Annotated in this window: 7 protein-coding genes; 2 read left to right on the forward strand and 5 right to left on the reverse strand. The window is 60.0% G+C overall.

The annotated features are described in order from the left end of the window. Positions 1–520: 520 nt before the first annotated feature. Positions 521–2,887, reverse strand: a complete 2,367-nt coding sequence (locus HMPREF2749_RS08220; protein WP_070594046.1) for a fibrinogen-like YCDxxxxGGGW domain-containing protein — start codon at positions 2,885–2,887, stop codon at positions 521–523. A 557-nt stretch (positions 2,888–3,444) separates the two neighbouring features. Between HMPREF2749_RS08220 and mfd the strand changes: the two genes are divergently transcribed. Next, positions 3,445–7,194 (forward strand): transcription-repair coupling factor, encoded by a 3,750-nt coding sequence (mfd, locus tag HMPREF2749_RS08225; protein WP_070594048.1) that lies wholly within the window; start codon positions 3,445–3,447, stop codon positions 7,192–7,194. A 154-nt stretch (positions 7,195–7,348) separates the two neighbouring features. Continuing rightward, the gene (locus HMPREF2749_RS08230; RefSeq protein WP_049341621.1) at positions 7,349–8,767 is read left to right on the forward strand and encodes an NAD(P)H-quinone dehydrogenase; all 1,419 of its coding nucleotides are present in this window, start codon (positions 7,349–7,351) and stop codon (positions 8,765–8,767) included. Between the two features lie 159 nt (positions 8,768–8,926). Here the strand turns inward: HMPREF2749_RS08230 and HMPREF2749_RS08235 are convergent, their stop codons facing one another. The 4 genes from HMPREF2749_RS08235 to HMPREF2749_RS08250 form a co-directional block, all read right to left on the reverse strand. After that, on the reverse strand, positions 8,927–10,327 hold the full coding sequence (locus tag HMPREF2749_RS08235; RefSeq protein ID WP_049341622.1) for an MFS transporter: 1,401 nt from the start codon (positions 10,325–10,327) through the stop codon (positions 8,927–8,929). A 377-nt stretch (positions 10,328–10,704) separates the two neighbouring features. Then, positions 10,705–12,525 carry an acetyl/propionyl/methylcrotonyl-CoA carboxylase subunit alpha gene (locus HMPREF2749_RS08240; protein ID WP_070594049.1) on the reverse strand — a complete coding sequence of 607 codons (1,821 nt, stop codon included), beginning with the start codon at positions 12,523–12,525 and terminating at the stop codon, positions 10,705–10,707. A 150-nt stretch (positions 12,526–12,675) separates the two neighbouring features. Then, positions 12,676–13,383 carry a Maf family protein gene (locus HMPREF2749_RS08245; protein ID WP_049341625.1) on the reverse strand — a complete coding sequence of 236 codons (708 nt, stop codon included), beginning with the start codon at positions 13,381–13,383 and terminating at the stop codon, positions 12,676–12,678. Between the two features lie 315 nt (positions 13,384–13,698). Further along, positions 13,699–15,117, reverse strand: a complete 1,419-nt coding sequence (locus HMPREF2749_RS08250; protein ID WP_049341627.1) for a dicarboxylate/amino acid:cation symporter — start codon at positions 15,115–15,117, stop codon at positions 13,699–13,701. Positions 15,118–15,262 lie beyond the last annotated feature (145 nt).

A 15,262-nucleotide genomic window follows, 5' to 3' on the forward strand; every position in this document is an offset into this window, starting at 1 on the left:
CCTAGAGACCTCAACCGGCACACAGCAGAAAACTGCAATTCACACAGCAACACCCACCCCACACAAGGCACAGCATAGTGACCAGGCATCGGGGTAAGGGGGAAGCGTTATGAACTGCGCTAACAGCGAGTCTGTAGCCGGAATCAGTGAGTGTAGTTATCGGAAATTGAATGAATACGCCCCACCCCTCACGCACGAAGCCAACAGTGGCAACGCACCCGTACGAAGCGGAACGCTAAAAATCTGTGAAGTTTCCTCTGTCGTACCAACAGCGAAGAAACACCACAGATCAAGATTCAGCCCATCATCGGAAAGGACGGAAGCAACCCATCCGACGCAATGAATCCCAACCCATCATAGCCGCCACAGGGGCGAAGAGATAGCAAACTGGGAAAACCGGACCGAACCAAAACTATAGAGGGCATACACCCCGGGTGCACCGCCGCCTGATTCGGACCCCGCAAACCCTGCAGAGCCCGAACCAGGCGGCGGCTCAAAGAAACTAGATCAACAATCTGATCTAAGCCTGAGCAGCTCCCGTGGAAGCCGAGAAGTTCTCAGACGCATCGATGGAACGCACATAGTAGCGAGCGCCATCAGTATGCTCAACCTCGTAGCTGGTGCCCGAGACCGTAGCAATCACACGGTCATCACGCAGCACCTGGTAGCGAGCACCGCTCTCACGAACACCAGACCAAGACAGCTTATCGGTCGAGCCATCACGCTGAACCGACAGATTCGACGGAGTCGACGGGGCGGTCACATCGCGAGGAGCAAAACGAGCAAAACCGACAGTGCGCTGCTCACCATTAGCACCCAGCGAACGGTTAATGTCGCCACCAACCCACAGGTTGCCGCGAGAATCCACGAAGGACTCCCAAACACCGTAGCCGCTAGCGCCCTTCAGAACCGGGCTGAACTCACCGATAACCTCGCCGCTGTCCTTATCGAACGCTGCGACCAGGCGCATACGGTGAACTGCCTTCGACTCCTTCCAGTAGGTGTGGTAACCGGTAGAGCCCTCAAAGAGTACGTCACCGCAGTGGCATGCACCGTAAATGGTGTTACCGCTCAAGTGCAGATCCTGCCAGTCGCCACCGTACTTAGAAATCGACGAAGAAATACGGCCGTAACCATTCTTCGAGTAGTTCGCAATCAGGTGGTCAGCACCGCCAGTCCACACAGTCGAGCCGGCATCCTGAACATCGAACTGGAACGCGTACACAATACGGTCAGTAATGTTCAGCTTCAACGACGGCTCCCACTCCCACTTAATGTTCGAAGCGTTAGAACCATTCAAAGCAGCCAGACGGAACGCACGCTGGTTATTCAGCTCAGTGAAGTAACCCGCAGCGTGAACAGTGGAATTATCCGAGGCGGCAGTAATGCCGTTGACCGTACCGTTGAAGTTCGGGCGCCAGTTCCAATCCACCTCGCCGTTCGAAAGCTTAATACGAGCGGCACCACGCGAGTAAGCGTACGCCTTAGAAGTATTGCCCTTCACGTGGGTGAAGTTACCGCCAATATACAGGTAACCATCCTGAACCAGCAGAGTCTTCACCTGTGCGGCATCGCCATTGCGACGCTGAATCTGAAGGTCCCAGGTGCGGTCAATCTGACCGGTGGTCGCGTCCAGAATGACGAAGTGGTTAACCTTCTCGCCATTCACCTCGGTAAATTCGCCGCCAACTGCCAGGCGGTTATTCGGCAGAGCCTCAAGAGCCTTAATCTGGCCGTTGAAAGTCGGGCGGAAGGAACGAACCAGCTCACCCGAATCCACGTTGTAACCAGCCAGGTACGACTGATCAACGCGCTCGCCGCCAGCCGACTCCACATACTTGAAGTCGCCACCGGTGAAGACGGTGTCGCCTACCTGAGTAATAGCCTGAACGTAAGTGTTCATCTCGTTCTTCTTGCCGGTGCCAGTCTGTTCACTGGTGCGCCAACGAACGGGCATCGTGTAGCTATTGGGCAGAGCACGACGGTTGCTGGCGGCAGAGCCAGAACCAATCTGCGAGAAGTTCAAGTCACGCTGAGTCAGCTTCGGGCGCAGGAACACCTGAGTGAAGGGGATAGAGTAACCGAAGGAACCGCGCTTCTGGTAAATGTATGAATCCGGATTCTCATTACCGAAGTTCACCAGCGCACCGTACGCAAAACCAATCTGGTAGCCCTGGTTCGGGTTCGCGAAGAAACGAACAGAACTGGTGGTAATACCCGGAGCCATCTCCGAAGCATGACGACCCATATGAGCGGTGCGGTTAATACCGGCACCGGTGAACTTCACGGTGCCCCAACGCTGACCGTAGCTCATCGCCCAGGTCCACTGCTCAGTCTGAGGACGCTGAACATAAACGTTCTGCCACTGGGTGCCCCTTGCATTGTGGGCACGATGCAGGCGCATGCCGTCGGGAAGGTCCTGAGGCTTAATGCCGTTCAGCAGTGCATCAACAGTGTTTGCGGGAAGCTGGACCGGAGTAAAAGCGGAAGGGCCAGTGGGGTTCTGGTGCAGTTGATTCGGGTCGCCGGTGCCGTTGTAAGACTCGGTCCAACCCTCACGACCGCGACCAATCATGACCCAGCCGCCGCCATCAGTTTCCTGATCGCAGTAGAACTGCGCCGGGCCGCTCATCTGCGGGGTGTACAGCCAGTAAGTGCCAGAGGAGGCAGAAGGATTAACCTGCTTGACCTCGTAACAGGAAGCAGCCGCTTTATCGCTGCTGGAACCGTCATGGGTTCCGGTCGTAGCCGAGGCGGGAGTAGTAGGAGTAAGAGGTGCCGCAGTGAAAGCGGTACCAAAAGCGAGTGCGAAAGCGGCCCACTTTTTAGCAGACCATGAACGGGCATGGCGCTTTTCAGCGGGTTTGTTCGTGTATGTGGTTGTCATATGCGTCTTTCTGATGCGACGTTCCGGAAGAAACATCGAAAGATACGGTGAATTTAGCGCACTAGAAAAACCGCAGTAAATACTGAAAACCTGAGGTTGGTTGGAAGAGGTAAACAGAATCCGGAAGGGGATATACTGTCTGGTTTTTCTGTAAGCGTTAATGATTAGGGTACAGGATGAAGCTGTGAAAATAATGGTGCACAAAGTGCAAAGATGCCCGTGAGTGTGTGATTTACGCTCCATGCGATGAACGTTGTGGCACAGGAACAGACACGGAAGAAAACCATACTCAAGTATCACCCACGAAAGCGACAATCGAGTGCAAAAAGGAATATATTCCATCGCAGAAGAACACCAGAGAAAAATGCCAGAAAAAGCAGACTAGCCCTACAATGGAAAAGCTGCATAAAACACACCCAAAACACATATAAAGCACCGTGAAATAAAGGCAAATTCACTCGGACACCCCCAACCGGCACCGCCCAATACCGACCATCCATAGCAGCCCTCCACCAGCTCAACCGCTGCAGGCGAAGACCCCAGATTCAGGAGAACCCGTGAGCACCACCCGAAAAGCTACCGCACAGCCCCTCGAGGCACCCCTGCACCCCCTCCTGAACACCCTCAACCAACTCAGCAGCTGGGCCGCGATCCGTACCGCCGCCTCCGCGAAGCCCACCGAACGCAGCGCACGCTCCCTCATCGGCGCCGTCGCCGGAACCCACGCTGCGCTCATTGCAGACATCTCCACCGCAGTACGCGATACCACCGCTGAAGCGCTCAGCCTCATTATCGCCCCCACCGACCGCCAAGCAGAAGACCTCGCCGCAGCCCTGCGCTCCTACCTGCCCGCCGCAGACATCGCGCTCTTCCCCGCCTGGGAAACCCTGCCCCACGAACGCCTCTCACCGCGCTCCGACACCGTAGGCCGCCGCCTGCAGGTACTGCGCGCCATGACCGGGGACGCAGATAAACGCCCCCAGGTCGTTATCGCACCCGTACGCGCCGTCATCCAGCCCATCGTCACCGGCATCGAAAAGCTCGAACCCGTGCACCTGGTCCGCGGCAAAGAATACCCCTTCAAAGATGTGGTGCGCGGCCTCAACGACGCCGCATACTCCCGCGTAGACCTGGTCGCCAAGCGCGGCGAATACGCCGTACGAGGCGGCATTATCGACGTCTTCCCGCCCACCGCAACTACCCCCGTGCGCCTCGAATTCTTTGGCGACGAACTCGACGAAATGCGCCACTTCTCCGTCGCCGACCAGCGCACCCTCAGCGGGGGAGAAGAGCTCACCGAACTCACCCTGCTGCCCTGCCGCGAACTGCTCATCACCCCCGAGGTCATGAGCCGCGCCGCACGCCTGAAAGCCGACTACCCGGCCGCCGCAACTATGCTCGAAAAGATTGCCGGCGGAATCTACGTCGAAGGCATGGAATCGCTCACCCCGTTACTCATCGAATCCATGAACACCCTCACCGAGCTACTGCCGGCTGGGTCCATGATTATCAACGTCGAACCCGAGCGTGTGCGTGCCCGCGCCGAAGACCTCGTCGCCACCAACGAAGAATTCCTCGCCGCCGCCTGGGACACCTCCGCAGAAGCCGACGCAGTAGCACCCATCGACCTCGGCCAGCTCCGCATGAGCGACAGCGGATTCCGCACCATCGACCAAACCACCACACAGGCACTCGAAGCCAAACTCAGCTGGTGGGAAATCACCGAACTCGTCACCGACGCAGACCTGCTCGAAGATGCCGCCGCAGGCGCACTCGAAAACCAGAACATCGCTGACGCCATCGAAGACGGAATCGACACCTACACCGTCAACGCCACCCCCGCAACCGCATTCAACGGTTCCGTCGAACGCATGCTCAGCCAGGTCGGCGACCTCATCCGTCAACAGTGGACCGTCCTCGCCCTCACCAACGGCCGCGGCTCCACTGACCGACTCATCGACCTCTTCCACTCCGGCGAAGGGGCACCCGCCGTACCCGCAGCCCGCCGAACCAGCCTCGAAGCCGACCCCGCTGGCAAACTCGAACACGGCATCGTCGAGGTGTGCGAGGCGCCCGCCTCCGCAGGCTTCCTCGTTGAGGAGGCGAAGCTCGCCGTCTTCACCGAAGCCGAACTGCTCGGACGCCGCGGAACCTACGCACCCCGAGGCGCCGCCGGACAGAAATTCGCCACGCGCCGCCGCCGCAACGCCGTCGACCCGCTCGCGCTGAACCCCGGCGACTACGTGGTACACGAACGCCACGGCATCGGCAGGTTCGTCGAGATGACCTCCCGCCCGGTGGCTGGTGCATCCCCGGTCAACGGCGTGCAGCCCATGAAGGAATACCTGGTCATCGAGTACGCCCCCGCCAAGCGCGGCGGCGCACCCGACCGCCTCTTCGTGCCCTCCGACCAGCTGGACCTCATCTCCAATTACGTGGGTGGCGAGAACCCGAGCCTGTCCAAGATGGGCGGCAGCGACTGGGCTAAGACCAAGTCCCGCGCTCGCAAGGCAGTCAAGGAAATCGCCGCCGACCTGGTGAAACTCTATTCGGCACGCCAGGCATCGCGCGGTCACGCCTTCGCCCCAGACACCCCCTGGCAACGAGAGCTGGAAGAATCCTTCCCCTACAACGAGACTCCCGACCAGCTCACCGCCATCCACGAGGTGAAGGAAGACATGGAGAAAGAAATCCCCATGGACCGCCTCATCTCCGGCGACGTGGGCTTCGGCAAAACAGAGGTCGCCGTGCGTGCCGCATTCAAGGCGGTACAGGACGGCAAACAGGTTGCGGTGCTCGTGCCCACGACCCTGCTCGCTCAGCAGCACTACGAGACGTTCAGCGAGCGCTTCTCGGGATTCCCCGTGAAGATTCGTGTGCTATCCCGTTTCCAGAAGGCGAAAGAAACCCGCCAGATTACCGAAGAAATCGCATCCGGCGCGGTGGACGTGGTGATCGGTACCCACCGCATCCTCTCGGACAGCGTGGTGTTCAAGGACCTGGGCTTGGTCATCATTGACGAGGAGCAGCGCTTCGGTGTGGAGCATAAGGAAAAGCTCAAGCAGATGCGCACCAACGTGGACGTGCTCGCCATGAGTGCTACCCCGATTCCGCGCACCCTGGAAATGTCGCTAACCGGTATTCGTGAGACCTCCACCCTTGCCACCGCGCCGGAGGAGCGCCACCCCGTGCTGACCTTCGTCGGCCCGCGTACCGACAGCCAGATTACCGCCGCGATCCGCCGCGAGATCATGCGTGAAGGACAGGTTTTCTTCGTGCACAACCGCGTGGCTGACATCGACGATGTTGCCGCCGAAATCGGCAAGCTCGTGCCGGAGGCGCGCATCGCCACCGCCCACGGCCGCATGAGTGAGTCGCGCCTGGAGCAGATTATTGTGGACTTCTGGGAGCGCCGCTTTGACGTGCTGGTGTGCACGACCATCGTGGAGACCGGCCTGGATATTTCGAACGCGAACACGCTCATCGTGGACCACGCCCAGAACTACGGTCTGAGCCAGTTGCACCAGCTGCGCGGACGTGTGGGTCGTGGCCGCGAGCGCGCCTACGCGTACTTCCTGTACCCGGTGGATAAGACCCTCGGCGAGATTGCGCACGAGCGTCTGAAGGCCGTCGCGACCCACAATGAGCTGGGTGCGGGTCTGCAGCTCGCGATGAAGGACCTGGAGATTCGCGGTGCCGGCAACCTGCTCGGTGGCGAACAGTCCGGCCATATTGCCGGTGTCGGTTTTGACCTGTACCTGCGTCTGGTGGGCGAGGCGGTGGCGAACTACCGCGGCGAGAAGGAAGAACGCGAGGTCGAAACGAAGATTGACCTGCCCGTCAACGCGCATATTCCGCACACCTACATTGACTCGGAGCGTCTGCGCCTGCAGGCATACCGTCAGATTGCCGCCGCCGATACCGAAGAGAAGATCGCGGAGGCTCGCGAGGAACTGGTCGACCGATACGGCGAGCTGCCGGAGGCGGTAGAGAATCTGCTTGCTGTGGCGACGGTGCGTATGCACGCTCGTGCCGCCGGTATTCACGAGCTGGTGGTGTTGGGTCCGAAGGTTCGCGTGGTAACCGCTACGCCGTTGCCGGAGTCCCGCCAGATGCGTCTGAAGCGCGTGTACCCGGGTTCCACGCACACCCAGCCGAAGGGTATGGACACCTGGCTGACGCTGGTTCCGCGCCCGAAGACCATGCCGGTGGGCGGTAAGGACCTGATGGACGGCGCGATGCTGCAGTGGGCTGAGAAGTTCATTAACTCGATTTACTCGGAGAAGCCGCAGGCTCTCGAGGAGTAGAGACCTACAGGGGTAGGTGCCGCCCTGTCATATCGGGCTGCCGAACCATGCTGTCGAACCATGAAGATGCTCGCCGTGCAGGTTGCCACAATATGGCATATCTGCACGGCGAGTGCGTTTGCCCCGTAGGGGCGGCATAGCTCACAATTAAGGCATGACTTCAAAGGTGAACTACGCATCTCAGCGAATTGTAATTATCGGTGGTGGCCCCGGCGGCTACGAGGCAGCGATGGTGGCTGCCGCATCCAACGCGGACGTGACTCTGATTGAGCGTAATGCCATTGGTGGCTCCGCCGTTCTGACTGACGTTGTGCCCTCTAAGACCCTGATCGCTACGGCGGATATGATGACCCGCTTCTCCGAGGCCGGTAGCCTGGGCATTGAAAACACGAAGGGTAAGGCGCCGCAGCTTCGTGTTGATATGGACCGCGTGAACCGCCGAGTCCGCGACCTGGCCCAGCAGCAGTCTGCCGACATTAAGCGTGCCCTGGCTTCTGCTGGCGTGAAGATTATTCACGGTACTGGTAAGCTTCTTGACCGCCACACTGTCCAGGTGACTGATGAGGCGGGCCTCGTCTACCCCCTGCACGCGGACTTTGTGCTGCTGTCGGTGGGTACGCATCCGCGTGAAATGGCGACCGGTATGCCCGATGGCGAGCGCATCCTGACCTGGACTCAGCTGTACAACCTCTCCGAGGTTCCCGAGGAACTGATTGTGATTGGTTCGGGTGTGACCGGTGCCGAGTTCGCTTCGGCGTATAACGGTCTGGGTTCGAAGGTGACCCTGGTGTCTTCGCGTGACCGCGTGCTTCCCGGTGAGGACGAGGACGCAGCCCGCGTGCTGGAGGACGTCTTTGAGCGTCGCGGCGTGCGAGTGATGCCGCGTTCCCGTGCGGCTGCTGTTGAGCGTACTGAGGATGGCTCCGGCGTTATCGTGACCCTGTCGGATGGTCGTAAGGTTTCTGGCACTCACTGCCTGGTGGCTATTGGTTCGATTCCGAACACTGAGGATTTGGGCTTGGAAGCTGCCGGTGTGGAGCAGACCCCGAGCGGCCATATTAAGGTGGACGGCGTGTCCCGCACGAGCGTGAACAGCATTTACGCCGCTGGCGACTGCACGGGCGTGTACCCACTGGCTTCCGTGGCTGCAATGCAGGGCCGTATCGCTATGGCGCACATCCTCGGTGATGCGGTGCGCCCGCTGCGTACCGATAAGGTTGCCGCAAATATCTTCACCTCCCCGGAGATTGCGACTGTGGGTGTGAGTGAGAAGGACCTTGCCGAGGGGGCGTACCGTGGCGATGCGGTGACCCTGCAGCTGAGCACCAACCCGCGCGCGAAGATGATGGCGATGCGCGATGGATTCGTGAAGATTTTTGCTCGCCGCCACTCCGGCACCGTCATCGGTGGCGTGGTGGTTGGTCAGCGCGCCTCCGAGCTGATTTACCCTATCGCCCTGGCTGTGGAGAAGAAGCTCGCGGTGGATGACCTGGCGGACACCTTCACGGTTTACCCCTCGCTCTCCGGCTCTATTGCTGAGGCTGCGCGCAAGCTGCACACTCGCGGCCTGTAGCCGGCGCATAGATACCCTGGGCTTGTAGAGAGCCGCTATCTCAGAAGCTCACAGAATCTCTGAAACGCACAAAAGCGGTGGGGGTCACTTCCTGAGTTCCTAAGAATCAGGAGGTGACCCCCACCGCTTTGCCGTAGAGACGCTTAGCGCCGCGAAGCTTTACTTCGTGGTGCTGACGGCGTTCATGTCCACGTCACGGGTTTCGTGAGTGAGCAGAATGAAGACAACGCTCAGAATCGATGCGAATGCCAGGTAGCCGCCCACTGCAGCCACACCGTAAGTGGAGTTCAACCAAACAGCCACGAACGGGGTCAGTGCCGCGCCGAGGATGGATGCCACGTTGTAGGCGATACCGCTGGCGGTGTAACGCACGTTGGTGGGGTACAGCTCCGGCAGGTATGCGGACATGGAACCGAAGGACAGACCCATCAGGCACATACCGATGAAGATGAAGAGGGTAACCACTGCGGCGTTCGCGTTCGCACCGGTACCAACGACGGAGGGCGAGATGAACAGGCCGAAGGACAGGCCGAAGACAGCCATAGCGATGGTGGTCCACAGCTGCTGGGTGCGGCGGCCGTACTTGTCAGCCAGCCAACCCGAGATCGGAATGAAGATTGCGAAGCCAATAATGGAGATCAGCTGAATGATCAGGAACTCGCGGTAGGGGATAGCCAGGCCGCCCTTATCCGCCTTGCCGATACCGTAGGAGAGAACCCACGCGGTCATCAGGTAGAACAGCACGTAGCATGCCACCATGATGAAGGTACCCTGAATCATGGGCCACCAAGCGACCTTGAACGCCTCAACGAGCGGGGTCTTAACCTTCTCGTTGTTAGCAGCAGCCTTGGCGAAGACGGGGGTCTCCTCCAGCTTGAAACGCACGTACAGGCCGACAGCAACCATCACGATGGACAGCAGGAACGGAATACGCCAACCCCAAATGAGGAAGGGGTGATCAAGGTTCTTGCCGTCGGTTGCGGAGTTGAAGGAAATCCAGCTGGTCAGCAGCAGCATGAAGCCGTTCGCAAGCACGAAGCCGATGGGTGCACCCAGCTGAGGCCACATGGCGGCGCGGGCGCGCTTGCCGTCCTCAGCATATTCGCTGGCGAGCAGTGCCGCACCGGACCATTCGCCGCCCAGACCCAGGCCCTGGCAGAAACGCATAATGGTCAGCATGGCCGGTGCCCACAGACCAATCTGGTGGTAGGTGGGCAGCAGGCCGATGATGAAGGTCGCCAGACCCATGGTCAGTAGCGCACCAACGAGGGTTGCTTTACGACCGATCTTGTCGCCGAAGTGACCGAAGATTACGGAACCGAGGGGGCGGGCAATGAAGGCGACGCCGAAGGTCGCGAAGGAAGCCAGAAGCTCGGTGGTTGCGTCCTTCGCGGGGAAGAACAGCACAGGGAACACCGCCACTGCTGCGGTGGCGTAAATGTAGAAATCGTAGAACTCGATGGTGGTACCAACGAGCGAGGCGAGAATAACTCGACTGCGAGGAGTCGTATTCTTCACCGATGCAGCAGACACTTTCGTGTCGGGTGCAGAGGTGCTCATAAGGAAAACTCCCGAAATGGTGAACTGTGTGTACAGGTGGAGCCGGGGCGTCCGTTACCGGTCAGCGCGTGAGGCGGGTGTGCCGTAGGCGCGTACTGGGTGCCGTGACCGCACCGGGTGGGGTGCGGCAGGCGTCGGATTCTGAAAGGCTCCTCTAAAGTGCAACATTATAACTCTGTTCAGAAAAACCCAAACAAATACAGCCACTATCTGGACGCGAACACAAGGGTTAGCGGCGTAAATCCCACTTAAACAGGCAAGAGCGGACATAGAAAATCCCCCGGAAAGAGATGAGACATTACCTCATGCCCTCCCGGGGGATTCGTATAGCCTATGGCGCTCGCAGTCGCGAGACCGCAGTAGCGAGATAGAGCGCGTTACTTGATGGTCGCCAGCACCGCGCCGGAGGTGACGGTATCGCCGGCCTTAGCGGACAGACCCGAAACCTTACCCGCCTTGTGCGCGGTAATGGGCTGCTCCATCTTCATCGCCTCCAGCACCAGAATCAGGTCGCCCTCAGCGACGGTGTCGCCGTCAGAAGCCGCTACCTTCACGATGGTGCCCTGCATGGGGCTGGTCAGCTCGTCGCCGCCACCCATTGCCGCGCTACGTGCCGAACGGGACTTGCGGGTCTTGGCGGCGGGCTTAGCGGCAGGCTTCGCGCCACCGCCCAGATCGGGCAGGGACACCTCCATACGCTTGCCATTGACCTCAACGACCACGGTGGTGCGCTCGTCCTCATCGGAATCCACGCTGCCGGGCGCACCGGAGTACATGGGGATGGTGTTGTTGAACTCGGTCTCAATCCAGCGGGTGTGCACCTTGAACTCGCCGCCCTCAGCCGGCGCGAAGGCGGGATCATCCAGCACGACGCGGTGGAACGGGATGACGGTGGGCATACCCTCAATGGTCAGCTCAGCCAGGGCACGGCGGGCACGCTGCAGAGCCTGCTCACGATTCGCGCCGGTGACAATGAGCTTAGCCAGCATGGAGTCGAAGTTGCCGCCGATAACGTCGCCAGCCACGAAGCCGGAATCCCAGCGAACGCCGGGGCCGGTGGGCACGGTCATCTTCTCGATGGTGCCGGGGGCGGGCATGAAGGAACGGCCCGCATCCTCACCATTAATACGGAACTCGAAGGAGTGACCGCGCAGAACCGGGTCCTTCTCCTCAATCTTCTCGCCGCGGGCAATACGGAACTGCTCGCGTACCAGGTCAATACCCGAAATCTCCTCGGAAACCGGATGCTCCACCTGCAGTCGAGTGTTCACCTCAAGGAAGGAGATGGTGCCGTCGGTGCCGACCAGGAACTCACAGGTGCCGGCACCCTGGTAGCCAGCCTCACGCAGAATCGCGCGGGACGCCTCGTACAGACGCTCGTTCTGCTCATCACTCAGGTAGGGGGCGGGCGCCTCCTCAACGAGCTTCTGGTTACGGCGCTGCAGGGAGCAGTCACGGGTGGAAACCACCACGACGTTGCCGTGCGCATCCGCCAGGCACTGGGTCTCAACATGGCGGGGCGAATCCAGGAAGCGCTCGATGAAGCACTCACCGCGACCGAACGCCGCGGTAGCCTCGCGAACAGCGGACTCGTACATCTCGACGATGCTCTCGCGGTCACGGGCAACCTTAATGCCGCGGCCACCACCACCGAATGCGGCCTTCACCGCAATGGGCAGACCGTGCTCATCCGCGAAGGCAACAACCTCATCGGCGGACTTGACCGGATCCTTGGTGCCGGGCACCAGGGGAGCGCCCACCTTCTGCGCGATGTGGCGTGCCGCCACCTTATCGCCCAGCTGGGTAATGGACTCGGGGGAGGGGCCAATCCAGGTCAGACCCGCGTCGATGCACTTCTGAGCGAACTGCGCGTTCTCAGACAGGAAACCGTAACCGGGGTGCACGGCGTCAGCGCCGGAGCGGATAGCAATCTCAATGAGCTTATCCATCACCAGGTAGGACTGCGCCGCAGTGGCACCGCCGAGAGCGTAGGCTTCATCGGCAAGCTTCACGTGCTGGGCGTCGCGGTCCGGGTCAGCGTAGACGGCGACGGTCTGCAGACCCTCATCGCGGGCTGCGCGAATCACGCGGACAGCAATTTCACCGCGGTTAGCGATCAGAATCTTGCTGACCGGGCCGGTGTGACGGCCGGGGACTGCAGTAAATTTCTTGGCGGCTTCTGCCTGGTGCTGAGTCACTTAAAGCTCTCCTTTAATCTCCTGCTCCAAGGATACATCGGCAGGATTGGCGAATATAACGCGCATCATACTGTTCTATCTTATCGATTGGTGTTCAACAATGTGTATTTCAGGGCGCGCTTTGAGACAGATTTATACTGTGGGTTGGTTCTAATTCTCTTCCTCGGGCGGTAGCCACAACTCGGTCACCGCTACTTCGCGGCGGCGCAGCATATCGCGTAGTGCGTGGATGGACAGGCCCACCACCGTGTGGAACTCACCCTCAATACCGCGAATAAACGCCGAACCGTAACCGTCCAGGGTGAAGGATCCCGCCACCCAGAGCGGCTCACCGGTAGCAATGTACGCCTCGATTTCTTCGGGGCTGAGCTCATCAAAGTGGACGGTGGCGCTGCGCAGTTCGGAAACGGTAGGCAGGTCGGAAGCAACAGGCAGTGCGGCGCCCGGCTCAATACCGCGTAAATCCACGAGCGCGTGACCGGTATGCAGTACGCCGTAGTTGCCGCTCATCGCACTGATGCGCTCGCGTGCCGCCTCCGCCGTGTGGGGCTTGCCGTAGGCGACTCCCTCAAACTCGAAGACCGAATCGCATCCCAGAACCAGCGCATCGCGCACACCCTCGGCGGCAAGTTCAGCGGCAACTGCCTGCGCCTTCAACTGCGCCAGCAGGGAGGCGGTTTCAGCCGGGGTGAGTCCCGCACGTCCCTGCGCTCGCGCCTGTTCGTTGGTGGTAGCGAGCGCGGCGTCCTCATCTACGGAGGAGACGCGCACCGTGAACGCGATGCGGGAGTCCTCCAGGAGCTTGCGGCGAGCCGGGGAGGCGGAGGCAAGAATCAGTCGGGTCGATGTGGTACTCATAGGTTCTATTTTAGAGCCTCACGAGTGACCCTTACTCTCGGGTGCAGATTGAGGGTGCTGAGAAGCCGGTGGGAGGGAGCGGAAAAGCAGGGGATATAGAGAAAGAGCGTGTCCCATCCCCCTCAACCACGTAGGAGATGGAACACGCCGTTCAAAATCATAACTCTTCTCAAACATTAAAGAAAAGAAGAATCAATCGTGACGTTTTATGACGTTTGGCAAAAGTATGTCATCCATGTTGGGGCACGAGAGCGAGAAAGCTACACGGCGCTAGGCAGTACAGCCTAGCGCCGTGTAGCTTCAAGAGTCGCCAGGTTAGCGGCGTGCCGCGACGGTGTTGTCCTCCACCTCGTGCAGACGCTGCGCCTCACCGGCGATGCGCTCATCGTAGAATTCCTGAGCCACGAAGCCGCCCTCCGAACGGGGAGCGTTGTAAAGCTCCTCATCCAGGATGCCCTCGCGGCGAGCCACAATCGCGGGAACCAGAGCCTGACCGGCAACGTTCAGGGCGGTACGACCCATGTCAACGATCGGGTCAATCGCCAGGAGCAGACCCACACCGTCCAGCGGCAGACCCAGAGTGGAAAGGGTCAGGGTCAGCATCACGATAGCGCCGGTCGTACCGGCAGTCGCAGCCGAACCGAGCACGGACACCATCACAATCAGCAGATACTGGGTGAAGTCCAGCTGAATACCGTAGAACTGAGCCACGAAGATTGCGGCAAGAGCCGGGTAAACCGAAGCGCAGCCGTCCATCTTGGTGGTCGCACCCAGCGGAACCGCGAAGGATGCGTAGGCGCGGGGAACGCCCAGGTTGCGTTCGGCAACGGTCTGGGTCATCGGCATCGAACCCATCGAGGAGCGGGAAACGAAGCCCAGCTGAAGCGCCGGCCACACGCCCGAGAAGTACTGGCGGACCGACAGGCCGTTCGCGCGAACAATAATCGGGTAGACCACGAGGAAGACCAGCAGCAGGCCAATGTAGAGGGCGATGACGAACGCGACCAGCGAACCCATCGACGCCCAACCGTACGCGAACACTGCCTTAGCAATCAGACCCACGGTACCCAGCGGTGCCAGGCGAATAATCCACCACAGAATCTTCTGAATAATCGCCAGAGCGCTCTTGACTACGTCAATGAACGGCTTGGCTGCCTCACCGACCTTCAGCGCGGCAATACCGACTGCGCCGGAAATGACCAGGATCTGCAGCACGTTGAAGGATGCCGAGGCGGTGATGCCGGAATCACCGGACTTAGCGCTGACACCCAGACCCAAGAAGTTCACCGGAATCAGACCGGTCAAAAACGCGGTCCACGAACCGGTCGAGCCGGTGTACGCCTTACCCTGCACCTGCGCACCCACGCCCGGCTGAACAATCAGGCCCATCGCAATACCAATGAGCACCGCGAAGAACGCGGTAATCGCAAACCAGATGAGCGTGTTAACCGCCAGACGCGCCGCGTTCGTCACCTGCGACAGGTTCGAGATGGAGGCGACCACGGCGGTGAAAATCAGCGGAACAACGGCCGCCTTCAGCAAGGTGACGTAGGAGGAGCCGATGGTATCTAAGGTCACCATGAGCCAGTTGGGGTTGCTCTTCGCGTCCCCGCCCAGTGCGAGGGCGAGCGCGCCGAGAACAATACCCAGAATGAGGGAAGCAATGATTTGGTTGCCGAAAGAAGTAGCCCACTTGGGCAGACGTGAACGAGATGATGCATGCGGTGTAGACATGTGGCATACTCTAAAACTTTTACGCGCTCCGGCGCGAGTTTGTGTGAAGAAGTATTGCAAACCCGGTGCAGTGTAGGGGATGTATGACGAACCATGACTTTCCGGCGGCACCTTTCGGCTGTACATCCCGCAGCCCAACCAGCAA

The organism is Rothia sp. HMSC075F09 (genome assembly GCF_001810515.1).
GTDB lineage: Bacteria > Actinomycetota > Actinomycetes > Actinomycetales > Micrococcaceae > Rothia.

Bases quoted from the DNA above. Each gene is read 5' to 3' on its own strand.
- HMPREF2749_RS08220 (WP_070594046.1), bottom strand. From the start codon at position 2,887: ATGACAACCACATACACGAACAAACCCGCTGAAAAGCGCCATGCCCGT.
- HMPREF2749_RS08230 (WP_049341621.1), top strand. From the start codon at position 7,349: ATGACTTCAAAGGTGAACTACGCATCTCAGCGAATTGTAATTATCGGT.
- HMPREF2749_RS08235 (WP_049341622.1), bottom strand. From the start codon at position 10,327: ATGAGCACCTCTGCACCCGACACGAAAGTGTCTGCTGCATCGGTGAAG.
- HMPREF2749_RS08245 (WP_049341625.1), bottom strand. From the start codon at position 13,383: ATGAGTACCACATCGACCCGACTGATTCTTGCCTCCGCCTCCCCGGCT.
- HMPREF2749_RS08250 (WP_049341627.1), bottom strand. From the start codon at position 15,117: ATGTCTACACCGCATGCATCATCTCGTTCACGTCTGCCCAAGTGGGCT.